Annotated in this window: 19 protein-coding genes and 1 pseudogene; 12 read left to right on the forward strand and 8 right to left on the reverse strand. The window is 71.7% G+C overall.

Annotation, left to right across the window (positions count from 1 at the left end; all coding sequences use genetic code 11):
* Positions 1-503: 503 nt before the first annotated feature.
* Positions 504-1,442: a DUF3027 domain-containing protein gene (locus ACIBCK_RS15345; protein WP_399390351.1), complete on the reverse strand. Its 939-nt coding sequence runs from the start codon at positions 1,440-1,442 to the stop codon at positions 504-506.
* 344 nt (positions 1,443-1,786) lie between these two features.
* Between ACIBCK_RS15345 and ACIBCK_RS15350 the strand changes: the two genes are divergently transcribed.
* The 4 genes from ACIBCK_RS15350 (at position 1,787) to ACIBCK_RS15365 (ending at position 5,323) form a co-directional block, all read left to right on the forward strand.
* Complete coding sequence (locus ACIBCK_RS15350; protein WP_399390353.1) at positions 1,787-3,202, forward strand: MFS transporter; 1,416 nt, start codon at positions 1,787-1,789, stop codon at positions 3,200-3,202.
* Positions 3,203-3,280: 78 nt separating this feature from the next.
* Entirely contained in the window at positions 3,281-3,790 is a 510-nt protein-coding gene (locus tag ACIBCK_RS15355) for a DUF2771 domain-containing protein (RefSeq protein ID WP_399390355.1), read from the forward strand.
* Positions 3,760-4,449: a futalosine hydrolase gene (locus ACIBCK_RS15360; protein WP_399390357.1), complete on the forward strand. Its 690-nt coding sequence runs from the start codon at positions 3,760-3,762 to the stop codon at positions 4,447-4,449. Before ACIBCK_RS15355 ends, ACIBCK_RS15360 begins: the two co-directional genes overlap by 31 nt.
* Complete coding sequence (locus tag ACIBCK_RS15365; protein ID WP_399390359.1) at positions 4,442-5,323, forward strand: 1,4-dihydroxy-6-naphthoate synthase; 882 nt, start codon at positions 4,442-4,444, stop codon at positions 5,321-5,323. Before ACIBCK_RS15360 ends, ACIBCK_RS15365 begins: the two co-directional genes overlap by 8 nt.
* 40 nt (positions 5,324-5,363) lie before the next feature.
* On the opposite strand, the gene ACIBCK_RS15370 is transcribed toward ACIBCK_RS15365, so the two are convergent.
* Positions 5,364-5,747, reverse strand: coding sequence for a cold-shock protein (locus tag ACIBCK_RS15370; protein ID WP_055701393.1), 384 nt, complete (start codon positions 5,745-5,747; stop codon positions 5,364-5,366).
* 171 nt (positions 5,748-5,918) lie between these two features.
* Between ACIBCK_RS15370 and ACIBCK_RS15375 the strand changes: the two genes are divergently transcribed.
* Positions 5,919-6,170: a hypothetical protein gene (locus tag ACIBCK_RS15375; protein WP_399390361.1), complete on the forward strand. Its 252-nt coding sequence runs from the start codon at positions 5,919-5,921 to the stop codon at positions 6,168-6,170.
* A 6-nt stretch (positions 6,171-6,176) separates the two neighbouring features.
* Here ACIBCK_RS15375 and ACIBCK_RS15380 read toward each other — a convergent pair whose 3' ends face one another.
* The gene (locus ACIBCK_RS15380) at positions 6,177-6,800 is read right to left on the reverse strand and encodes an HAD family hydrolase (RefSeq protein ID WP_399390363.1); all 624 of its coding nucleotides are present in this window, start codon (positions 6,798-6,800) and stop codon (positions 6,177-6,179) included.
* A gap of 138 nt (positions 6,801-6,938) precedes the next feature.
* Between ACIBCK_RS15380 and ACIBCK_RS15385 the strand changes: the two genes are divergently transcribed.
* From ACIBCK_RS15385 to ACIBCK_RS15400, 4 genes are all read left to right on the forward strand, one after another.
* Complete coding sequence (locus ACIBCK_RS15385) at positions 6,939-7,937, forward strand: FecCD family ABC transporter permease (RefSeq protein WP_399390365.1); 999 nt, start codon at positions 6,939-6,941, stop codon at positions 7,935-7,937.
* Positions 7,938-8,044: 107 nt separating this feature from the next.
* Entirely contained in the window at positions 8,045-9,112 is a 1,068-nt protein-coding gene (locus ACIBCK_RS15390; RefSeq protein WP_399390367.1) for a FecCD family ABC transporter permease, read from the forward strand.
* The gene (locus ACIBCK_RS15395; protein ID WP_399390369.1) at positions 9,109-9,969 is read left to right on the forward strand and encodes an ABC transporter ATP-binding protein; all 861 of its coding nucleotides are present in this window, start codon (positions 9,109-9,111) and stop codon (positions 9,967-9,969) included. The genes ACIBCK_RS15390 and ACIBCK_RS15395 overlap by 4 nt, the downstream gene beginning before the upstream one ends.
* The gene (locus ACIBCK_RS15400) at positions 9,966-10,949 is read left to right on the forward strand and encodes an ABC transporter substrate-binding protein (protein WP_399390371.1); all 984 of its coding nucleotides are present in this window, start codon (positions 9,966-9,968) and stop codon (positions 10,947-10,949) included. Before ACIBCK_RS15395 ends, ACIBCK_RS15400 begins: the two co-directional genes overlap by 4 nt.
* 117 nt (positions 10,950-11,066) lie before the next feature.
* Here the strand turns inward: ACIBCK_RS15400 and ACIBCK_RS15405 are convergent, their stop codons facing one another.
* The 3 genes from ACIBCK_RS15405 to ACIBCK_RS15415 all read right to left on the reverse strand — a co-directional run bounded on the left by ACIBCK_RS15405 (position 11,067) and on the right by ACIBCK_RS15415 (position 13,563).
* Complete coding sequence (locus ACIBCK_RS15405) at positions 11,067-11,852, reverse strand: ABC transporter permease (RefSeq protein WP_399390373.1); 786 nt, start codon at positions 11,850-11,852, stop codon at positions 11,067-11,069.
* Positions 11,849-12,826, reverse strand: a complete 978-nt coding sequence (locus ACIBCK_RS15410; protein ID WP_399390375.1) for an ATP-binding cassette domain-containing protein — start codon at positions 12,824-12,826, stop codon at positions 11,849-11,851. Before ACIBCK_RS15410 ends, ACIBCK_RS15405 begins: the two co-directional genes overlap by 4 nt.
* A gap of 62 nt (positions 12,827-12,888) precedes the next feature.
* Positions 12,889-13,563 carry a DUF4097 family beta strand repeat-containing protein gene (locus tag ACIBCK_RS15415; protein ID WP_399390377.1) on the reverse strand — a complete coding sequence of 225 codons (675 nt, stop codon included), beginning with the start codon at positions 13,561-13,563 and terminating at the stop codon, positions 12,889-12,891.
* 222 nt (positions 13,564-13,785) lie between these two features.
* On the opposite strand from ACIBCK_RS15415, the gene ACIBCK_RS15420 reads away from it, so the two are divergent.
* On the forward strand, positions 13,786-14,541 hold the full coding sequence (locus ACIBCK_RS15420; protein ID WP_399390379.1) for a helix-turn-helix domain-containing protein: 756 nt from the start codon (positions 13,786-13,788) through the stop codon (positions 14,539-14,541).
* Between the two features lie 27 nt (positions 14,542-14,568).
* Here the strand turns inward: ACIBCK_RS15420 and ACIBCK_RS15425 are convergent, their stop codons facing one another.
* A complete protein-coding gene (locus ACIBCK_RS15425) occupies positions 14,569-15,597 on the reverse strand; it encodes a hypothetical protein (RefSeq protein ID WP_399390381.1) in 1,029 nt (342 codons plus the stop codon).
* A gap of 896 nt (positions 15,598-16,493) precedes the next feature.
* Between ACIBCK_RS15425 and ACIBCK_RS15430 the strand changes: the two genes are divergently transcribed.
* Positions 16,494-19,040, forward strand: coding sequence for a helicase-associated domain-containing protein (locus ACIBCK_RS15430; protein ID WP_399390383.1), 2,547 nt, complete (start codon positions 16,494-16,496; stop codon positions 19,038-19,040).
* 109 nt (positions 19,041-19,149) lie between these two features.
* Positions 19,150-20,793, forward strand: a complete 1,644-nt coding sequence (locus ACIBCK_RS15435) for a DNA repair helicase XPB (protein ID WP_371528563.1) — start codon at positions 19,150-19,152, stop codon at positions 20,791-20,793.
* On the opposite strand, the pseudogene ACIBCK_RS15440 reads toward ACIBCK_RS15435, so the two are convergent.
* A pseudogene (locus ACIBCK_RS15440) lies at positions 20,696-21,940 on the reverse strand (glycosyltransferase 87 family protein); the annotation flags it as partial. The gene ACIBCK_RS15435 and the pseudogene ACIBCK_RS15440 overlap by 98 nt on opposite strands.
* Positions 21,941-21,967 lie beyond the last annotated feature (27 nt).

Below are 21,967 nucleotides of genomic sequence, written 5' to 3' on the forward strand. Positions count from 1 at the left end.
CCCACCCACCCGATCGCCCCACAGCACGAGCCTCCCCGTAGGAGCGCTGTGGGCTGCGGGAAGCTCCTCGTCGTGCGGCCGGACACCCATACCGCGCTCCGCGCGGGGCTTTCCCGCCCACCCACCCGATTACCCCGGGGCAATCGGGTGGGTGGGCGGGAGACATCCGCGCGAAGCGCGGTATGGGAAAGATCCGCGCGAAGCGCGGTAAAGCGACCGCCGGGCCGCAGGCAGAGAACAGACACAGACCCCCGAAAGCACACCCCAGGGCAATCGGGTGGGTGGGCGGGAAAGATCCGCGCGGAGCGCGGTAAAGCGACCGCCGGGCCGCAGGCAGAGAACAGGCGCAGGCTCCCGGAAGCACACCCCGGGGTAATCGGGTGGGTGGGCGGGAAAGGTCCGCGCGGAGCGCGGTAAAGCGAGGGAGGGCCCCGGACAGCACCCGCAGGGGGAGCGCAGCCCCGGCCACGGGGCGAGCCCGAGCCGTCACCCCCAGCGGGAGCTCAGCTGTGGCCGAGTTCCTCCGGGGCCCCCTCCACCGGCACCGAGCCGGAGTCGGGAGCGGGCCGCAGGGGCAGGACGTCCACCCGGGTCTCGTCGAGGACGGGCGCGGCAGGCCGCGACGGAGCCGGCATCACGGCCGCCTCCGAGTGCCCCCCGCAGCCGTAAGCGAGGGAGACCACATGCCCGTCCGCGGGACCGAACTCATTGGCGCACACACCGAACGCCTGCCCGAGCGATCCGCCGATCGGGGCAAGGAAGCCACAGCTGACGCAGGACGCGGGCGCGGCCTGCGCCATCGCCGTCTTGGCGCCGTGCGACTCCTCCCAGCGATCGGCCGCGGTGTGCAGCCCGTACCGGGAGAGGACGCGCGCCCTGCGCATGCCAAGCTCGTCGGCGATCGCGGCGATCGAGCCGCGCGCGGGGGCCGCGGGCAGCTCGGCGGGCGAGCCCGCCGTCACTTCCGCGTCCTCCGCCTCGACGAGCTCCGCCATCTCCTCCGAGAACACGGAGTTCGGCGGCGGCTCCTCCTCGCCCGAGTAGCCGGGCTCCAGGCGCAGATCCTCCGCGTCGGTGGGGAGCAGGTCCCCGGGGCCCATGTCACCGGGGCGCAGCCGCTCGCTCCACGGCACCCACTCGGGGGCCAGCAAGGAGTCGGGACCCGGCAGCAGCACCGTCTCGTCGAGCGTGACGACCTTGGCGCGCGAGGCGCGGGCCACCGTCACGGCCCAGCGCCAGCCGCGGTAGCCGAACTCCTTGCATTCGAAAAGGTGCGTGACGACGCGGTCGCCCTCGACCACGACCTCCACGTGCTCGCCGACCACACCGGGCGCGGCGGCCTCCTCGGCCGCGTCCCTGGCCAGTCCCACCGCCTCGGCGCACAGGCGGTCGGGAGTACGCGGGGTACGCGGGGTACGGCTTCGCGTTGTCGCTGCGCTCACAGGTATCGCTTCTCCATTACGCCGTCTCACGAGTGCGCCACCCATACGCGGGAGTGCGGACGGAGCGGACCGGAGGGCCGCGTCGACGTCCGCGCCCGAACGTCCTCGGGCGCACCTACGTCATCCATTCTGCGGGATGACCGAGAGGCGCGCGGCCAAGAACAACCGCCGCAGGCGCGCTACGCACGCTACCTTCTCCTGGCCCCTGGGCCTACACCGGCGTGCCCGCCCCTCTGCCGCGGGCCCGGTCCGATGCCGCTTCGCGGCGGTTTTACCGCCCGCCCACCCGATTACCGGGCAGTCGATACGCGCTAGCGCGGGCCATAAGGGGGCACTATGACGAGGTGGCTGCCGCAAGGTCGTCGTCCCAGGGCATCAGCGGACGGGGTTCGGTGCTGAACCGGGCCGCCCGCTGGATCGGCCGTGCCCTGCACCTGCCCTTCACCGGCACGGCCCGCGGCATCCGCAAGGCCACGCACGCGCACGGCGCGGGCGAGTCGGGGCTCGGCAAACTCATCGAGCTGCACGCGGTGAACGGCGCGGGTGACGTCATGATCACCATCGCGCTCGCGTCGACCGTCTTCTTCTCCGTCCCCACGGACGAGGCGCGCGGCCGCGTCGCCCTCTACCTCGCCATCACCATGGCGCCCTTCACCCTGCTCGCCCCCGTCATCGGCCCCCTCCTGGACCGTCTCCCGCACGGCCGCCGCTACGCGATGGCCGCCGCGATGGTGGCCCGCGCCCTCCTCGCCCTGCTGCTGTCCGAAGCGGTGATCACCGGAAGTCTGGAGCTCTATCCGGCCGCGCTCGGCGTCCTGGTCGCGTCCAAGGCGTACGGGGTCGTACGAAGCGCCGTGGTGCCCAGACTCCTGCCCAAGGGGTTCTCCCTGGTCAAGGCCAACTCCAGAGTCACGCTCGGCGGTCTGCTCGCCACCGGGATCGCGGCTCCGATCGGCGCGGGGCTCCAGGCGCTCGGGCCACGCTGGCCGCTGTACGGCGCCTTCGTGCTGTTCATCGTCGGGATGGTCCTGTCCCTGTCGCTGCCGCCGAAGGTCGACTCGGCGAAGGGCGAACACAAGGCGCTGCTCGCCGCCGACGAGGAACATCTGCATCTGCACGCGCGCGCCGAAGCCGCCACGGACACCTCCAAGAAGCGGCGCCTCGGGCTCCGTACGGTCGGACCCGCCGTCACGCACGCCCTCACCGTCAACGCCTCGCTGCGCTGCCTCTCCGGTTTCCTCATCTTCTTCCTCGCCTTCCTGCTGCGCGAGGAACCGCTCGGCGGCCAGAGTGCCGCGGTGTCCCTGGGGATAGTGGGTGTCGCGGCCGGCGTGGGCAACGCGCTCGGCACGGCGGTCGGCGCCGGGCTGAGATCGCGGGCGCCGGAGCTCATCATCGTGACCGTCGTCGCCGTCGTACTCGGCGTGGCGATCACCGCGGCGGTGTTCTTCGGGGCGGTGGGCGTGGCATGCCTCGGCGCGGTGGCGGGCTTCGCGCAGGCCATGTCGAAGCTCTCCCTGGACGCGCTGATCCAGCGGGACGTACCGGAAGAAGTGCGGACCTCCGCCTTCGCCCGCTCGGAGACCATCCTCCAGATGGCGTGGGTGGTGGGCGGCGGAATCGGCATGGCCCTGCCGCTGATCGGGTCACTGGGGCTCGCGGTGGCCGCGGGGATCGTCGCCATCGGCTGGCTGACGACCGCGCGCGGCCTGCTCTCGGCGGCCCGGCACGGCGGGAAGCGCCGACCGCGGGTGGCGTGAGCCCGGCAGATCAATGGGTGCGGCACGCCGCGACCCCCACGTGGCGGGACGGCACGGGGTGCCCGATAGCCTTCGCCCATGACCTCCCTGCTCCGCGGCGGAGCCGCACACGTTCTCAAGCCGGCACGCCGTCGCCGTTCCGTGGCCGCCCTCGGCGCTGTCTCCGCCGGACTCCTCGTCCTGTCGGCCTGCGACAAGCCGACGCCGCTCGCCACCATCACGGTCGGCGGCGACTCGGTGAACACCGAGGCCTCCTGCTACAACGACGGCAAGGAGCTCGAGCAGTCGCAGCTGCAGGGCTGCCTCAAGGAGAAGGACGTCAAGTCCATCAAGGTCGACCCCGACGAGAAGGTCCGCTTCGGCGTCGACCCCGAGGTCGCCGACAAGGGCTGGACGCTCCTGATGAACGGTCAGCCGCTCACCGAGGCGAGCAACAAGACGTACGTCGTCATCCCCGGCAGCGTCTTCTTCAACCAGCAGTACGGCGGCGGCACCAACTCCACCACCGTCAGCCTCCTCGAAGGCGGCAAGGGCTCGTCGGCCAAGGCGACCGGCCTGTGGTCGTTCAAGCTCAAGAAGGACGCCTGACACCTCCCTTGAGGTCCCTTCCCCGCGTACTGGTAGCCACCGCGGTCCCCGCCGAACGGGACGCGGTGGCCGACCGCCTGCCTCCGCACGCCGACGCGATCGCCGTCGGCGTCGGCCCGGCGGCCGCCGGTGCGCACACGGCCGCCGCCCTCGCGCGCGCCCCGTACGACCTGGTGGTCTCCGCCGGGATCGGCGGCGGCTTCCAGCCCGACGCGCCTCTTGGCTCCCTCGTGCTCGCCGACGAGATCACCGCCGCCGATCTGGGCGCCGAGACGCCCGACGGGTTCCTGCCCGTCACCGAACTCGGGTTCGGCGCCGTCACCCACCGGCCGCCGCTTTCCCTCGTACGGGACCTGGCCGCCGCCTGCGGAGCCGCCACCGGCACCGTCCTGACCGTCTCCACCGTGACCGGCTCCGCCGAGCGCGCCGCCGAGCTGCGGCGACGCCATCCGCGGGCCCTCGCCGAGGCGATGGAGGGGTTCGGGGTCGCCGAGGCCGCCGCCGCGTACGCGCTGCCCGCCCTGGAGATACGCGCGATCTCCAACGCCGTCGGGCCCCGGGACCGCGGAGCCTGGCGGATCGGCGAGGCGCTGGGCGCGCTGGGGGACGCGTTCGGGAAATTCGCGCCCGTACTGGAGAGTTGGAACCGGCATGACTGAATCACCCGCGCAGGACGCCCACGACGCGAACACCCTGCGGATCGCCTACTCGCCCTGCCCGAACGACACGTTCGTCTTCGACGCCTGGGCCCACGGCCGCGTACCGGACGCGCCCGCGCTCGATGTCACCTTCGCCGACATCGACATCACCAACGGCGTGGCCGAGCGCGGCTCGGACGAGTTCGACGTACTGAAGGTGTCGTTCGCCGTGCTGCCCTACGTCCTCGACGAGTACGCGCTGCTGCCGTGCGGCGGGGCTCTGGGGCGTGGCTGCGGCCCGCTGGTCCTGACCCGGGAGGCCGGGGTCGACCTCTCCGGGAAGACGGTGGCCGTGCCGAGCGAGCGGTCGACGGCGTACCTGCTGTTCCGGCTCTGGGCCGCGGACACCCTGGCCGGCGGTGTGGGCGAGATCGTGGTGCTGCCCTTCGACCAGATCATGCCCGCGGTGCGGGACGGCAAGGTCGACGCGGGGCTCGTCATCCACGAGGCGCGTTTCACCTATCAGAACTACGGGCTCCACTGCCTCGCCGACATGGGCGAGCACTGGGAGCGGACCACGGGCCTGCCCATCCCGCTGGGCGCGATCATCGCCAGGCGGTCGCTCGGCGAGGACCGGCTGCGGCAGCTCGCGGACGCGGCACGCACCTCGGTCCGCATGGCCTGGGACGACCCCGAGGCCTCGCGTCCCTATGTGCAGGAGCACGCCCAGGAGATGGACCCGGCGGTCGCCGACCAGCACATCGGCCTGTACGTGAACGAGTTCACGGCCGACCTCGGTGAGAACGGCTACGCGGCGATCCGCGGACTGCTGACGCGCGCCGCGGCGGAGGGGCTCGTACCGCCCCTCGCGCCGACCGCGCTCGCGTTTCCCTGAGCCTGCCGCCCGAGTCCGTGCGTGAGTTGAGTCCGCGGGCCTAGACGTCCAGCTGGTCCGCGACAGCCCGCAGCAGGCCGGCGATCTTCGCGCCCGAGGCCTTGTCGGGGTAGCGGCCCTTCTCCAGCATCGGCGTGATGTTCTCCAGGAGGGTCGTCAAGTCCTGCACGATGGACGCCAGTTCGTCCGGCTTGCGCCGCTGCGCGGCCGCGACGGACGGCGTCGGGTCGAGGATCGTCACCGACAGGGCCTGGTCACCGCGCTGGCCCGCGACGACGCCGAACTCGACGCGCTGGCCGGGCTTGAGTGTGTCGACACCTGCGGGCAGTACGGAGGAGTGCACGAAGACGTCGCCGCCGTCATCGCGGGAGAGAAAGCCGAAGCCCTTCTCGCTGTTGAACCACTTGACCTTGCCGGTAGGCACCTGAAGTCCTCGTCCTCGTACTTGTCGTCGTACGCGTCTATGCCGCGGAAAACGGCTCTGGATAGCACTACAGCGGGTCGCCCGACCCGCCGGAACCAAGACTATTGGTCCGGGAGCCGGTGACAAGACGTCCCCGGATTCTTCCTTCGCGCTGGGAACTACCCTGGTCGGGTGCGTGACAAAACCCAAGCGAATTCCGCCGGACCGGGCGATGGCCTGGTTCGTGCCGGAGCCATCGTCTTCTTCGTCGGAGCCGTGGCCACTCTGGTCACGGTGGCCCCACTGTTCCTCGGCACCGAGCCCTTCCCGTCCATCGCCTACGCGGTGTGCATGCTGATGGGCGTCGGCTTCGTCGTCGCCGTGGCGGGAGTGCTGCGCGGTATCGCCGTACAGCGCCGCCAGGCCAAGTCGGCGGCCACCTGACGGCTCTCAAGCGGCGTTCGCGACGTACCCGTCGAGCCAGGCGGGGAACTCCGTCAGGTCGCTGAGCACCACATCCGCGCCCTCCGCGCGCAGTTCCGCTGCGTCGCACGGCCCGGTCGCCACCGCGACGGACAGCGCGCCCGCCGTACGCGCGCCGCGTACATCACCGGTGTGGTCACCGACGTACACCGCCGCGTCGTGTTCGCGCAGCGCCTCCGCCTTGGCCTCGGCCCACAGCCAGCCGATCACCGCGTCCGCCTCGATGCCGAGGTGCGCCAGGTGCAGCTTCGCGTTCGGCTCGTGCTTGGCGGTCACCACGATCGCCCGGCCGCCGTGCGAGCGGACGGCCGCCACGGCCTCACGGGCGCCGGGCATCGCGAGCGTGGGGGCGATGGCGTATGTGGGATAGATCTCACGGTAGCGGTCGCCCATCTCCTGGATCCGCTCCGCGGGGAACCAGTTGCGCAGCTCCTCCTCCAGCGGCGGGCCGAGCCGGCTGATGGCCAGCTCGGCGTCTATGTACGTGCCGGTCTCGGCGGACAGGGCCAGATAGGCCTCCCTGATGCCGGGGCGGGAGTCGATCAGGGTCATGTCGAGGTCGAAGCCGACGGTCAGAGCGCGTGAAGTCATGAGGCCATTGTGCAGAGGCCCGACGCGTGGGTGACGGGCACTGGGGTCGCCCTTACGCTTGGCGCTCAGCGCTCAGCGCTCAGCCAGGCCCTACCGAGCTTTCCGTTCAGCCCCGCCGAACCGAAACGAGCTCAGCCGATGCGTGTGCCCGCCGGACGCGCCGTCGCGATGACGGCGGCTGTCGTGGCCCTGCTGCTCGCGGTGCTGCTCAGCCTCGCCGTCGGCGCCCGCGCCATCGCACCGGCCGCCGTCATCGACGCCCTGCTGCACGGCGGGCACGGCGACGCCGCCGAGGTCGTCCGCGAGATGCGGGTGCCGCGCACGCTCATCGGCCTGATGGTCGGCGCCGCGCTCGCCCTCGCCGGCACGGTCCTTCAGGGCATCACCCGCAACCCCATCGCCGACCCAGGCATCCTCGGCGTCAGCCAGGGCGCGTCGGTGGGCGTGGTGCTGGCGATCGCCTTCGCGGGCGTACACACCCTGACCGGATACGTCTGGTACGCCTTCGTCGGCGCGGGCATCGCGTCCGTCGCGGTGTACGCGATCGCCGCGAGCGGACGGGGCGGTGCGACCCCGGTGAAGCTCGCACTCGGCGGAGCCGCGATCAACGCCCTGCTGGTCTCCGTGACCACCGGGATCCTCACCACCAAGGCGTCCGCCCTGGACGAGTTCCGCTTCTGGCAGGTGGGTTCGCTCTCCGGGCGTGACGCGGAGATCGCCGGGCAGATCTGGCCGTTCCTCCTGGTGGGGCTCGTACTCGTCCTCTCCGTGGCGCGCGGACTCGACGCGCTCGCCCTCGGCGAGGACGTGGCCAAGGGGCTCGGCCAGAAGGTCGCGACCGTGCGGATCGTCGGGGGCCTCGGGGCGACCGTCCTGACCGGGGCGGGGGTCGCGGCGGCCGGCCCCATCGCCTTCATCGGGCTCGCGGTCCCGCACATCGCCCGCGCGATCGTGGGCAGCGGGCATCGCTGGGTCCTGCCGATGGCCGCGGTCCTCGGCCCGGTGATGCTTCTCGTCTCCGACACCGTGGGGCGCGTCATCTTCCCGCCGAGCGAGGTGCCTGCCGGGGTGATGACGGCGCTGATCGGGGTGCCGTTCCTGGTGACCTTGGTGCGACGCAGGGCGGTGGCGGCGTGACGGCCCCGCGTTGTGGGCAGGCGTTCCGCAGGGCGATGGGGGTCCCCCCGCTCGAGCGCAGCCGAGAGTGGGGGAGGGTGGGCACAACCCTTGATGCGGGCCCACCGATGAAGCTGCGTCCAGCCGGGTATGCCGTACTGCGTCTCCGGAAAGCCGCGTTCCTCGTGCACCGCAGGGCAGCAGCGGCGGCCTTACTGCTGACGCTGCTCCTGGCGGCGACCAGCCTCGCGTACCTCTGCATAGGCGAGTCCTTCGTCACGCCGGGCGAAGTCCTGAAGGTCCTGACGGGGCGACCATCCCCCGACGAACTGGTGGTGGGAACGCTGCGCGAACCCCGTATGGTCGTCGCCCTCCTCGTCGGCGCCGCCTTCGGAGTCGCGGGCGCGCTCATCCAGACCGTCGCCCGCAACCCCCTGGCGAGCCCGGACATCATCGGCATCAGCCAGGGCGCGAGCGCCCTGACGGTGGGTGCGATGACCCTCGGGGTCACCTCCGCCACCGTCCTGCCCTACCTCTCGGTGCTCGGCGGCATCGCGGCCGCCGCCCTCGTGTACGTCTTCGCCTGGCGCGGCGGCCTGCACGCCACCCGCTTCGTGCTCATCGGCATCGGCTTCGCGATCGCCCTGCGCTCCGTCACCACGCTCTTCATGACCAAGGGCGACCATCTCGTCGCCCAGCAGGCGCAGATCTGGATGACGGGCTCCCTCAACGGCCGTGGCTGGACGGAGGCGTCGCCGCTCGCCCTGACCCTGCTCGTCCTGCTCCCGTTCGTGTGCTGGGCCGCCCGCGCCCAGCGCTCGGTGACCATGGACGACGACACGGCGACCGCCCTCGGGACACGCCTCGGGCACGTACGCCTCGGTCTCGTCCTGCTCGGCGTCGTCCTCGCATCGGTGGCGACCGGCGCCGCGGGCCCCGTCGACTTCGTGGCGCTGCTGGCCCCGCAGATCGCCCGCCGCCTCACCCGCACCGCGCAGATCCCGCTGCTCTGCTCGGCGCTGACCGGCGCGCTGATCCTGGTCGTCGCCGATCTGCTCGCCCGGCGGCTCTTCTCGCCCACGGAGCTGCCGGTCGGCGTGCTGACGGCGGCCGTCGGAGCCCCGTACCTGATCTGGCTGATCGTGCGAAGCCACAGCGACCGCAGCCGTTCCGTCCGCAATGGAGGCACCTCGTGACCGCCGCCGCCCGCCTCCGCGCCCGCGAGCTGACCCTCGCCTACGAGGACCGCGAGGTCGTGCACGACCTCGACCTCACCGTGCCCGACGGCAGGGTCACGGTCATCGTCGGCCCCAACGCGTGCGGGAAGTCGACCACCCTGCGCGCGCTCGGCCGCCTCCTCAAGCCCAGGCGTGGCACGGTCCTGCTGGACGGCGACGCGCTCGCCAAGCTGCCGACCAAGAGGATCGCCCAGCAGATCGGACTGCTCCCGCAGACGCCCGTCGCGCCCGAGGCCATCACCGTCGCCGACCTCGTCGCGCGCGGACGCCAGCCGCACCAGCACTGGTGGCAGCAGTGGTCCGGCGAGGACGAGCGGGCCGTGACGGAGGCGATGGAGCGTACCGACGTGGCCACGCTCGCCGAGCGGTCCGTGGACGAGCTGTCGGGCGGCCAGCGCCAGCGGGTGTGGATCGCGATGGCCATCGCGCAGGAGACGGACATCCTGCTCCTGGACGAGCCGACCACGTATCTCGACATCTCGCACCAGGTCGAAGTACTCGATCTGGTCCGCCAGTTGGCCGCCGAAGGGCCGGACGGCGAGCGCGGCAGGACCGTGGTCGTCGTGCTGCACGACCTCAACCAGGCCGCCCGGTACGCCGATCACCTCGTCGCCATGAAGTCGGGCCGGATCGTGGCCGAGGGCCCGCCGGCCGACGTCGTCACCGAGGATCTCGTACGCGAGGTGTTCGGTCTGGAGTGTGTGGTGGTACCGGATCCGGTGACGGGGTCGCCCCTGGTGGTCCCCGGCGCCCCGTGGACCGCCGACGCGCACCCGCACCCCTCCTCCGACCGAAAGGTGGCTCCCGGACCATGACCGCCAAGCCCCGCTCACCGCACCGCTACCGCGCCCTGTCCGCCGGGGCACTCGCCCTCGGCGGCGCGCTCGCGCTCTCCGCCTGCGGGTCGTCGGACTCCGGCAAGGAGGACGCCCGTTCCGGCGGGACACACGTCGTCAAGACCGCCATGGGTGACGTGCAGGTCCCGGTCGCCCCGAAGCGGGTCGTCGTCCTCGACACGGCCGAGCTGGACTCCGCGATCACGCTGGGCGTGCGGCCGGTCGGCTCCACGCACGTCGAGGCCTCGTCGGGTTACCCCGGTTACCTGCCCAAGGACAAGGTCAGCGGCATCAAGGACGTCGGCGAGATGCTGAACCCGAACATGGAGGCCATCGCGGCCCTCAAGCCGGACATCATCCTCACCAGCAAGATCCGGCACGCGGCGAAGTACGAGCAGCTCAAGCAGATCGCGCCGACCGTGATGACGGAGAACACCGGCCACCCCTGGAAGGAGAACTTCCAGGTACACGCCGACGCGCTCGGCAAGAAGGCCGAGGCGAAGAAGGTCGTCTCCGCGTACGACGCGCACGCCGAGCGGGTCACCACCGCGGTCGGCGGCCCCGCGAAGGCCAAGGCGACAGAGGTCAACGTCGTGCGCTTCGTGGAGGGCGCGGACATCCGCATCTACGGCGAACAGACGTACGTCGCCACGCTCCTCAAGGACGTGGGCCTCGGCCGCCCCGCCATCGCCGCCAAGGCCAAGGACGGCTTCTCGTACGACGTGTCGCCCGAGAGGATCGACCTGGCCGACGCGGATGTCATCTTCCGCTCCACGTACGGCGATCCGAAGAAGTCCAAGCAGACGCAGACCGTCGGCAGCGGCCTGTGGAAGAACATGGACGCGGTGAAGAAGGGCAACGTCCACACGGTCGACGACGAACTGTGGATCCAGGGCATCGGGTACACGGCGGCGAACAAGATCCTGGACGAGATGCGGCAGGCGCTGACGAAGAAGTAGGCGGCGTACTCCGACGTGGTGTCGGTGTACGCCGCCTCGGGGGGTGACTCGGGGGCTGGAGGGACGAGTTGCGGGTGCTGCCCGCGGGGCCGTGACGGCTGCGCGGTGTCATGGGACCTACTTCGGGTCCTCGTTGAACTTCGACTTGGACCAGTAGTAGCCGAGCACGGTCAGTCCCAGGCACCAGGCGATGGCGATCCAGCCGTTGTTGCCGATCTCGCTGCCGAGGAGGAGGCCGCGCAGGGTTTCGATGGCGGGGGTGAAGGGCTGGTACTCGGCGATGGGCTGGAACCAGCCCGGCATCGAGTCGACCGGGATGAAGGCGCTGGACAGGAGGGGCAGCAGGATCATCGGCATGGCGTTGTTGCCGGCGGCCTCGGCGTTCGGGCTGACCAGTCCCATGCCGACGGCGACCCAGGTGAGGGCCATGGCGAACAGGACGAGCAGTCCGAAGGCGGCGAGCCATTCCAGGGCGGTGGCGTCGGTGGAGCGGAAGCCGATGGCCACGCCGACGGCGCCGACCAGGACCACGCTCATGACCGTCTGGAGGACGCTGCCGGCCACGTGCCCGATGAGCACCGAACCGCGGTGGATGTTCATGGTGCGGAAGCGGGCGATGATGCCCTCGGTCATGTCGTTGGAGACGGACACCGCGGTCCCGATGACGGTGGAGCCGATGGTCATCAGCAGGATGCCCGGGACGATGTAGGCGATGTAGTCGGAGCGGTCGGCGCCGCCGATGCCCGCGCTCATCACATCTCCGAAGATGTAGACGAAGAGCAGCAACAGCATGACCGGGGTGAGCAGCAGGTTCAGGGTGAGGGAGGGGTAGCGCCGGGCGTGCAGGAGGTTGCGGCGCAGCATCGTGTTCGAGTCGCGGACGGCGAGGGCGAGGGAGCTCATCGGGCGTTCTCCTTGGTCTGGGCGTGCTGGTTGGCGGGCTGGCTGGGAACGGTGGCCGGGCCGGTGAGGGCGAAGAAGACGTCGTCGAGGTCGGGGGTGTGGACGGTGAGTTCGTCGGCCTCGATGCCGGCGGAGTCGAGCCAGTCGAGGATGGAGCGCAGTTCGCGTTGGGTGCCGTCGCTGGGGATCTGCAGGGCGAGTGCTTCGTCGTCGCGGGTGACGTCGTTCAAGGCGGCGGCGGCAGCGCGGTAGGCGTCGGGGTCGGTGAAGCGCAGGCGCACGTGACCACCGGGGATGAGCCGCTTCAACTCCTCGGCGGTGCCTTCGGCGGCGATCTTGCCGTCACTCAACACCGCGATGCGGTCGGCGAGTTCGTCGGCTTCTTCCAGGTACTGGGTGGTGAGGAAGACGGTCACCCCGCCGGAGACCAGCTCCCGGATGATGGCCCACATGTTGTGCCGGGAGCGGGGGTCAAGGCCGGTGGTGGGCTCGTCGAGGAAGATGATCCGCGGGCTGCCGACCAGGGTCATGGCGATGTCCAGACGCCGCTTCATACCGCCCGAGTAGGTGGAGGCCGGTTTCTTGGCGGCCTCGGTGAGGTCGAACCGCTCAAGGAGTTCAGCGGCGACCCGGCGCCCTTCGGCCTTGGGCAGGTGGTGCAGATCGGCCATGAGGAGCATGTTCTCCTCGCCGGTGATCAGGCCGTCCACGGCGGAGAACTGGCCGGTGACACCGATCGCGGCACGCACGGCCTGGGGGTCGGCTGCCAGGTCGTGGCCGCCGACGTGCAGGTCCCCGCCGTCGGCCGTGATGAGCGTGGAGAGGATCTTCACGGCGGTGGTCTTGCCCGCGCCGTTCGGCCCGAGCAGCGCGAAGACGGATCCTGCCGGGACGGTGAGATCGATGCCGTCGAGCACGGTCTTGTCGCCGTAGGACTTGCGTAGTCCGTTCGCCGCGATGGCGGTGGTGGTCATGGTGGATGCTCCTCGGGGTCTACGTGGGCTGCGGGGGCTGCGAGGCCTGCGAGGCCCGGGGGTCAGATGCTGTGGGCGGTGATGTCGCCGTAGGCGGTGGTCGCGTGGATGTTCAGGCCGGCGTCGGCGCCGTCGGCGTTCTTGAGCGTGTTGTGGATCCGGCCGAAGGAGGTGCCGGCGTCCAGGGACGCGGAGACTCCGCGGGCGGCGCCGACCGAGATCTCGCCGGACTCCGTCCGCAGGGAGACCGTGCCGTGCACGGCCTCGGCGACGTGGAGATCACCCTTCTGCGTACTGATGTCCGCGGGGCCGCCGAGCCGGCCGACCGAGACGTCACCGGCCTGGAGGGCGAGGCGGGCGCTCGCGGTCTCGTCGAGCTTGACCGTGCCCTGTGCGCCCTCGAAGACCACGTCGCCGAGCCGTCCGACCCCCCGGAATTCCGCGGCGGCGGCCTTCGCCTCGACGTGGGAGCCGGGGGGCAGTTGGACGGTCACCTCCACGAATCCGGAGCCGCTGCCGAGGATCCGGTTCTTCGCCGGGGCGCCCTCGATCCGCAGGACGCCGTCGACGAACTCGACCGTGGTCTGCTCCGCCGCCGTCACGTCGCGGTCCTTGGAGGCGTTCGCGGGCCGGACCTCGACCGCGGTGTCGGCCCGGTCGGCGGCGATGAACCGGAAGCTGCCCGCAGGGATGTCGAGCACGGCGGAGATCGGGGCGGGGGTGTCGAAGTTCTGCATGGTGTGCTCCTTCGGGTCGTTGTTTCTGACATGGGAAAAGCTACGTTGCGTTCACGACCCTGGCAACAACTTCGTTGCGCAGAAAACACAAACCCCCAGTTCACAACACACTTTTCGTTGCAACGCTCCAGAAGATAACGCAACGCCACCCCGAGGTTCGTTGCAATAGATTGAGAGCGAACGCTATGGTGGGGGCATCCGAGGAGTACGAAGGAGATCGCGATGCCGGGCGGCAGACTCACTCAGCAGGAACGTCAGCAGATCGCGCTGGGGCTGGCCGACGGCCTTGCCTACGCGGAGATCGCCAGACGCCTCGACCGTCCGACTTCGACGATCACGCGCGAGGTGATGCGAAACGGCGGCCCCACCGCCTACCGCGCCGATCTCGCCCACCGCGCCACCGAACGCCGCACCCACCGCCGCAGGCAGACCGCGCCCCGAGAGCCGGACGCGGCCCCGCAGGCTCACGGACGTGACGCCGATGCCGTGCGCGAGTTCGAGGAGTCACTCACCACCGTCTTCATGCAGTCGGGAATGCCCAAGATGATGGCCCGGGTGCATGCCTGCCTGTGCACCACCGACTCGGGCAGCCTCACCGCGTCAGAACTCGTCCAGCGCCTTCAGGTCAGCCCGGCGTCCATCTCCAAGGCGATCACGTTCCTCGACGGCCAGGGCCTCATCCGCCGGGAGCGCGACGAACGCCGCCGCGAGCGCTACGTCGTCGACGACGACATCTGGTACCAGTCCATGATGGCCAGCGCCCGCTCCACCGCCCACGTCGTGCAGACCGCACGGCAGGGCGTCGGCATCCTCGGCCCCGGTACGCCGGCCGCCGCCCGGCTCGAGAACATCGCGCGCTTCCTGGACTTCGTCAGCGAGAGCCTCGCCCGCGCCGCGGACCAGGCCCGCGAGATTCTCCACACGAAGCCGGGGACGGAGCCGGGCGCCAGCGAGGAGCCGGACGCGGATCACGGCTAGGCGCCACTGCTCGAACCCGGCCGCGGATCAAGGGCGTTGACGCTGCGACCGCCACAACAGGTAGAGGGCGGAGGCGATGGCGGCGCCGCGTACCACCCACGGCCAGGTCTCGGCCATCGCGTCGCTCATGTGGCCGTCGCGGACGGGGTCGCCCCAGCGGCCCTCGTTCCTGCCCCACAGCCAGGTGATCCCGGCGGCCACGGAAAGCCCCGGCAGACCGATCACGGCCCACTTCGCCTCGGCGCGGCTGAGCCTGCGCGAGGCGTAGGCGAGAAGCCAGCCGCCGCCCAGGGCGAGCCAGTTGCCGAGGATGGCGCCGACGGTGAGGAGGGCTGCGGCGAGCAGGAGGAGGGGGTTGGTGAAGCGGGCGGGGGCGAGGGATGCGGTGGCGGGCCGACGGAGGCGGAGGCGGCGCCGAGGCCCAGGCACGACCGCATCAACAACTCCTCCGTCCCCCTCCCCGTCTCCCTCATCCTGGTCCTCGTCCTCCCCCTCGGCGGCTTCATCCTCGAGCCGCTTCTTCGGCGGGGGTTTGAGAAGCTCCGGGATTTCTACGCCGCCGGTGAAGCCCGGCACGGTGTCGGCGAGGCCGAAGGGGCTGCTGTCCACCCGCCACCAGTCGGGCTCGGAGCCGCTCGGGCCGAGCTCGTCCGTGCTCGCGAGGTGCGGCGGTGACGGCAGGTCCTCCTGGGGCGGCGCCGGCTTCTCCGCCGCGGGGCGGGGTCGGGGGACCACGCGGCGCGCCCGCTTGGGGCGTTCCTTCGGCTCCGATGTGCGCTGGGTGGGGACGGCGGGGCGGGGCTCGGCGGTCTTCGGTACGTCACCACCACCGGAGCCCGCGGCCTCTACGAGGTCTTCGGGGGTGCCGAGGCGGTCCAGGATGCGGCGTATCGCGGCCGGGCTGTCGACCGTGGTCTTCGCCCGGCTCCGGTCGATCTGGTTCCGCAGGTCGGAGACGAGGCGCATGCGGGTGCCTGAGGGCAGCTGGTGCTGCTGGGCCAGGTCGCCGACGCGGCTCAGATAGTCGAAGACGAGCTGATCGCTCTCGATCCCCACGAAGTCCCCTCCGGGGTGGTCCCGTTGACGCCTTGCCCGTACCCGACGGTACCGCTTCCTGGCGTGGGCGCCCTAACCTCCACCCCCCGCATCCGTTCCTGGCCGAACAGGCCTTCCCCACCCACCCACCCGATCACCCCGCATCCACCCCTGCCGAACAAACCTCTCCCACCCACCCGCCCGATTGCCCCGCAGTGACCTGGGGGGTGAGGGGCGGACAGGGGGGCGGGATAGGGGCAGCCCGACAGGGAGGGGCGGGGCCGGCAAGTGGGCGGGCCAGGGGGGCGACCCGACAGAGAGGGACTTGGCCGGCTGGTGGGCGGGATAGGGGGGCGACCCGACAGAGAGGGGCGGGGCCGGCAAGTGGGCGGGTTAGGGGGAGCCCTGCCGGGAGGGCGGGGGCGGGCAAGTGCCTCGTGCCCGCAGTCGGCGACGCTCGCGAGGGGACGTGCCGGTATGTCTGCCCGGAGCACGGCTCGCGGCACTCCGGGAGCGAAGTAGCCCTGCGACCACCGGACGATAGCGAGGACGGACATACCGGCGCGGCCCCGCACCCGAAGACGGACCAGCCCCGAAGTCGCACGCACCCGCAGCCGGCAGCGCTCGCGAGGGGACGTGCCGGTATGTCTGCCCGGAGCACGGCTCGCGGCACTCCGGGAGCGAAGTAGCCCTGCGCCCACCGGACGATAGCGAGGACGGACATACCGGCGCGGCCCCGCACCCGAAGACGGACCAGCTCCGTAGACGCAGTCAGCAGCGCGCCACAGCGAGGGCGGACATACCCGCACCCGGAGGCGGACCAGTTCCGCGGCACGAGCTCGCCCGCAGCCGGCAACGCACCGCACCGCACCCGCAGACGACGCGGCAGCATTGGCCGAAGCGCTACCGTGAGCCTGATGAGCACCGACGAGCAGCCCCAGCGCCCAGCGGACAGCCCCCGGTCCCTCGCCGAGGCACTCCGCTCCCGTGACGACGCGTCCCTCGGCGCGCTGCTCCACGCCCGCCCCGACCTGCTCACGCCGGTCCCGAACGACCTCACCCAGCTCGCCACCCGCGCAGCCACCCGCGCCTCGGTGGTCCGCGCCCTGGAGCGGCTCGACCGGTTCGCCCAGCAGGTCGCCGAGGCCCTCGCCGTAGCTCCGGAACCGGCCACGTACGAAGAGCTCCACGCCCTCGTCGCCGGAGACGAGGGAGCGGTGGAAGCGGAGGAGAGCCGCGCCGTCACCGCGGCGCTCGCCGCCGCCCTCGCCACCCTCCGCGAACAAGCCGTCGTCTGGGGCTCCGACGACCGCCTCCGCCTGGTCCGCACCGCACGCGAACTCCTCGCCCCCGCCCCGCAGTACCCCTCCCCCACCGGCCTCGGCCCCACCGTCGCCGAGGCCACCGCGGGCATGTCGCCGAACCGTATGCAGGACATCGTGGCGGCGGCCGGGCTGCCGTCCACTCACGACGCGGTCTCGGCGGTCCGCTCGCTCACCGAACTCTTCACCGACCGCACCCGCATGTCCGCGCTCCTCGACGAAGCCCCCGCCGAGTCCGTCGAAGTACTCTCGCGGCTCGTCTGGGGTCCGCCGTACGGCCAGGTCACCGCCGATCCGGCCCGCCACCTGCGCTGGCTCCTGGACCGGGGGCTGCTGCTCCCGACCGCGCCCGGCACCGTCGTACTCCCCCGCGAGGCGGCCCTGCATCTGCGTGCGGGCCGCGCCCACCGGGTGCTCGAACCGGCGCCGCCCGCCGTCGAGCCGCTGCGCGAACACCGTCCACAGGCTGTGGACGCCGCGGCGGCGAGCCAGGCGTACATGGCGCTCGACACGGTCGAGGAGCTCCTGAAGGACTGGGACGAGGGCGGCCCCACCGTGCTCCGCGCGGGCGGCCTCAGCGTGCGCGACCTGAAGCGGACGGCGGTCGCCCTGGACGTACCCGAGCCGGTGGCGGCGTTCTGGGTCGAACTGGCCTACGCGGCGGGCCTCGTGGCGTCGGACGGCGAGGCGGACGAGCGGTACGCGGCGACGCCCGCCTACGACGACTGGCAGGAACGGCCCGCCGCCGAGCGCTGGTCGGTCCTGGCCACGGCATGGCTGACGGCGACCCGCACGGCGGGCCTGATCGGCGGCCGTGACGGCAAGGACCGCACGCTGTCGGCGCTCGGCCCGCACCTGGACCGCTCATCGGCCCCGGAGATCCGCCGCCGCGTGCTCACGCTCCTCACCACCCTGCCGGACGGCGCGAGCCCGACCCCCGAGTCGATGCTGGCGCGCCTGCGCTGGGAACGCCCCCCGCGCGGCAGCACGTCCTCCGGCACCCCGGGCGCCCCCAGCACATCCCCCGGCCCCAACACCCCCATGGAACTGCGCGCCCGCATCGCCCAATGGACCCTGAACGAGGCGGAGTTGCTGGGCGTCACGGGCCGCGGGGCGCTGTCCGCGCACGGACGGGCGCTCCTCGGATCGGAGAGCGAGGACGACGCCGCGGGAGCCGCGGCCCCCCACCCCTCCCCCGCCGAACTCGCCGCATCCGGCGCCCGAGCCGCCCGACTCCTCGCCCCCCTGCTCCCCGAACCGCTCGACCACGTCCTGCTCCAGGCCGACCTCACGGCCGTGGCCCCGGGCCCGCTGGAGCGCCCGCTCGCCGAGACGCTCTCCGTGCTCGCCGACGTCGAGTCGAAGGGCGGGGCGACGGTGTACCGCTTCACGCCCGGCTCCGTACGACGCGCGCTCGACGCGGGCAAGGCCGCATCCGACCTGCACGCTTTCCTGGCCGCGCACTCGCGTACGCCGGTGCCGCAGCCCCTCGCGTACCTCATCGACGACGTGGCCCGTAAACACGGCCACCTGCGGATCGGCGCCGCGTCCGCGTACGTACGCTGCGACGACGAGGCCCTCCTGAACGAGATCCTCGCCGACAAGCGCTCCCAGGGCCTGCGCCTGCGCCGCCTCGCGCCGACCGTGCTCGCCGCGCAGGCCGACCCAGGGGCGCTCCTCGAAGGCCTGCGCGGGATGGGCTTCGCGCCCGCCGCGGAGAGTGCCGAGGGCGACGTACTGATCACGCGGGCGCACGCCCACCGCTCACCGCCCCGCGCCAGACCGGAGCCGGTCCACGACGGGCCGCCGCTGCCCGACACCACCCTGATCGGCACGGCCGTACGCGCCATCCGCGCCGGCGACCTCGCGTCGACCGCGCCCCGCAAGGCGACCCCGGAGAAGGGCGACGCGCTGCCCCGCACCACCGCCGCTGAGACCCTCGCCACGATGCAGGCCGCGGTCCTGACCGGCGAGGCGGTGTGGATCGGCTACGTCAACGCGGAGGGCTCGGCCAGCCAGCGCGTGATCGCCCCGATCCGGGTGGAGGGCGGCTTCGTCACGGCGTACGACCACACGGCGGACGAGGTGAAGACGTACCCCCTGCACCGGGTCACGGGCGTCGCGGAGCTGGCGGACGACTGAGGGCGGCCCACGGGCTGCGACGGCTGTGACGCAGCCGGGCCCGCGGCCTGGACCGTATGCGCGCGCCATGCGGCACACTGGACGTTTGGCTTACCGAAAGGGTGCGCGCGTGAATGGTCCCCTGATCGTCCAGTCGGACAAGACTCTCCTGCTCGAGGTCGACCACGAGCAGGCGGAGGCCTGCCGCCGTGTCATCGCGCCCTTCGCGGAGCTGGAGCGTGCTCCCGAGCACATCCACACCTACCGCGTGACGCCGCTCGGGCTGTGGAACGCCCGTGCCGCGGGGCACGACGCCGAGCAGGTCGTGGACGCGTTGGTGGAGTTCTCCCGCTATCCCGTGCCGCACGCGCTGCTCGTGGACATCGCCGAGACGATGGCGCGCTACGGCCGGCTCACGCTCTCCAAGCACCCCACGCACGGCCTGGTCCTGACCACCACCGACCGGCCGGTCCTGGAAGAGATCCTGCGCTCCAAGAAGGTGCAGCCGCTCGTCGGTGAGCGCCTCGACGCGGACACCGTCGCCGTACATCAGTCCGAGCGCGGGCAGATCAAGCAGACCCTCCTGAAGCTGGGCTGGCCCGCCGAGGACCTCGCCGGGTACGTCGACGGCGAGGCGCACCGCATCGACCTCGCGGAGGACGGCTGGGCGCTGCGGCCGTATCAGAAGCAGGCCGTCGAGGGGTTCTGGCACGGCGGCAGTGGCGTGGTCGTGCTGCCCTGTGGAGCAGGAAAGACGCTGGTCGGGGCCGGTGCCATGGCCGAGGCCAAGGCGACGACGCTGATCCTGGTGACCAACACGGTCTCCGCGCGGCAGTGGAAGCACGAGCTGATCAAGCGGACCTCGCTGACCGAGGAGGAGATCGGCGAGTACAGCGGTACGCGCAAGGAGATCCGTCCGGTCACCATCGCCACGTATCAAGTCCTGACGACGAAGCGGAAGGGCGTCTACCCGCACCTCGAACTCTTCGACTCCCGCGACTGGGGCCTGGTCATCTACGACGAGGTGCACCTGCTGCCCGCGCCCGTCTTCAAGTTCACCGCCGACCTCCAGGCGCGGCGGCGGCTCGGCCTGACGGCCACGTTGGTGCGGGAGGACGGCCGCGAGTCGGACGTCTTCTCCCTCATCGGCCCCAAGCGGTTCGACGCTCCGTGGAAGGAGATCGAGGCGCAGGGGTACATCGCGCCGGCGGACTGTGTCGAGGTGCGGGTGAACCTCACGGACTCGGAGCGGCTCGCATACGCGACGGCCGAGGCCGAGGAGAAGTACCGCTTCTGCGCCACGACGGCAACGAAGCGGAAGGTGACGGAAGCGCTGGTCAAGAAGCACGCGGGCGAGCAGACCCTGGTCATCGGCCAGTACATCGACCAGCTCGACGAACTCGGCGAGCACCTGGACGCTCCGGTCATCAAGGGCGAGACGACGAACGCGCAACGCGAGAAGCTGTTCGGCGCGTTCCGGGAGGGCGAGATCTCCGTCCTCGTCGTGTCGAAGGTCGCGAACTTCTCGATCGACCTGCCCGAGGCTACGGTCGCGATCCAGGTGTCGGGAACGTTCGGCTCCCGGCAGGAGGAGGCACAGCGCCTCGGTCGTGTCCTTCGTCCGAAGGCCGACGGTCACGAGGCCCGCTTCTACTCCGTCGTGGCGCGGGACACCATCGACCAGGACTTCGCGGCACACCGGCAGCGGTTCCTGGCGGAGCAGGGTTACGCGTACCGGATCGTGGACGCGGACGAGCTGCTGGCCGACAACTGAGGACGGCTGCGACCGCCACGGCCAGCAGGGGGTAGGGCGAGGCGAGCGGCTGCTGCCAGTGCGGGAGTCGCAGGTCCAGGGCGCCCTGGTGCGGGACGAGCCACAGGGTGCGGGCCGTGAAGAGGGTCGCCACCGCCGCGGTCAGGTGGGGGCGGCCCTCCGCCATGAGCAGGACCAGGAGCGGTACGCACCAGATCCAGTGGTGGGACCAGCTGATGGGCGAGACCAGGAGCGCGGTGGCGGCGGCGATGAGGACGCCGCGGGCTTCGCTCGGGGTGCGGGCGGCCAGCCACAGGCCGACGACGGCGACGCAGGCGGCGGGGACGGCCCACAGGAGGCCGGGGTGCGGGTCGTGCGTGGCTCTGGCGATGAGCCCTTGCAGCGACTGGTTGTCGACGATCCACGCCTTGCCGACGCGGCCGGTCTCGAAGATACGACGCGTCCAGAAGTCGACGCTGGCACCGGGGAGGATCGCCGCGCCGAGCGCGACGGTGCCGATGAGGGCGCCGGTGGCGGTGAGCCCTTCGCGTACGCGCCCTCTGAGGAGGAGGTACGCGATGAAGATGGCGGGGGTGAGCTTGATCCCGGCGGCGATGCCGATCGCGATGCCTTTGCCGGGGGCGGCGGGTGCGCGGGGTGCGCGGGGTGCGCGGGGTGCGCGGGTGAGATCCCAGAGGATCAGGCAGCCGAGGGCGAGGTTGATCTGCCCGAAGAGGATGGTCTGGAAGACGGGCTCGATCCAGAGCGCGAGGGCGGTGCCCGCGAGGAGGGGGGCGGTGCGGGTGGGGAGGCCGGCGAGGCGGCAGGAGAGGTGGATGAAGAGGACGAGGAGGGCGACGTTCCCCGCGAGGAAGGTGAGCTTGAGGGCGGGGAGGGGGAGCCAGGTGGTGGGTACGAAGAGGAGCGCGGCGAAGGGCGGGTAGGTGGCCGGCAGCTGCCACTCGGTGACGGTGAACCCGTAGAGATCCCCTCCGTCGACGACGGCGGCGCCTTCCGCCCGGTAGACGAGGGTGTCGGCCATGGGGATGCGTTGAGCGAGGCAGAGGGCGGCGAGGGCGAGGAGGGAGCCGCCGAGGAGGAGGACGGCGGGGGCGGACCGCCAGGCCGTCACGCACGGCGACTCGCCAACAACAGAGGGTTCCTGCACGCCCGCGACCTTAGTGGACCTCAGGCC

This window comes from Streptomyces sp. NPDC051218, from assembly GCF_044455475.1.
GTDB lineage: Bacteria > Actinomycetota > Actinomycetes > Streptomycetales > Streptomycetaceae > Streptomyces.

What these genes read in the sequence shown, in the direction of transcription:
- ACIBCK_RS15365 (WP_399390359.1), top strand. Translation starts at nt 4,442, where the DNA reads ATGACTGAATCACCCGCGCAGGACGCCCACGACGCGAACACCCTGCGG.
- ACIBCK_RS15400 (WP_399390371.1), top strand. Translation starts at nt 9,966, where the DNA reads ATGACCGCCAAGCCCCGCTCACCGCACCGCTACCGCGCCCTGTCCGCC.
- ACIBCK_RS15430 (WP_399390383.1), top strand. Translation starts at nt 16,494, where the DNA reads ATGAGCACCGACGAGCAGCCCCAGCGCCCAGCGGACAGCCCCCGGTCC.
- ACIBCK_RS15380 (WP_399390363.1), bottom strand. Translation starts at nt 6,800, where the DNA reads ATGACTTCACGCGCTCTGACCGTCGGCTTCGACCTCGACATGACCCTG.
- ACIBCK_RS15410 (WP_399390375.1), bottom strand. Translation starts at nt 12,826, where the DNA reads ATGACCACCACCGCCATCGCGGCGAACGGACTACGCAAGTCCTACGGC.
- ACIBCK_RS15415 (WP_399390377.1), bottom strand. Translation starts at nt 13,563, where the DNA reads ATGCAGAACTTCGACACCCCCGCCCCGATCTCCGCCGTGCTCGACATC.
- ACIBCK_RS15390 (WP_399390367.1), top strand. Translation starts at nt 8,045, where the DNA reads ATGAAGCTGCGTCCAGCCGGGTATGCCGTACTGCGTCTCCGGAAAGCC.
- ACIBCK_RS15420 (WP_399390379.1), top strand. Translation starts at nt 13,786, where the DNA reads ATGCCGGGCGGCAGACTCACTCAGCAGGAACGTCAGCAGATCGCGCTG.
- ACIBCK_RS15355 (WP_399390355.1), top strand. Translation starts at nt 3,281, where the DNA reads ATGACCTCCCTGCTCCGCGGCGGAGCCGCACACGTTCTCAAGCCGGCA.
- ACIBCK_RS15385 (WP_399390365.1), top strand. Translation starts at nt 6,939, where the DNA reads ATGCGTGTGCCCGCCGGACGCGCCGTCGCGATGACGGCGGCTGTCGTG.
- ACIBCK_RS15405 (WP_399390373.1), bottom strand. Translation starts at nt 11,852, where the DNA reads ATGAGCTCCCTCGCCCTCGCCGTCCGCGACTCGAACACGATGCTGCGC.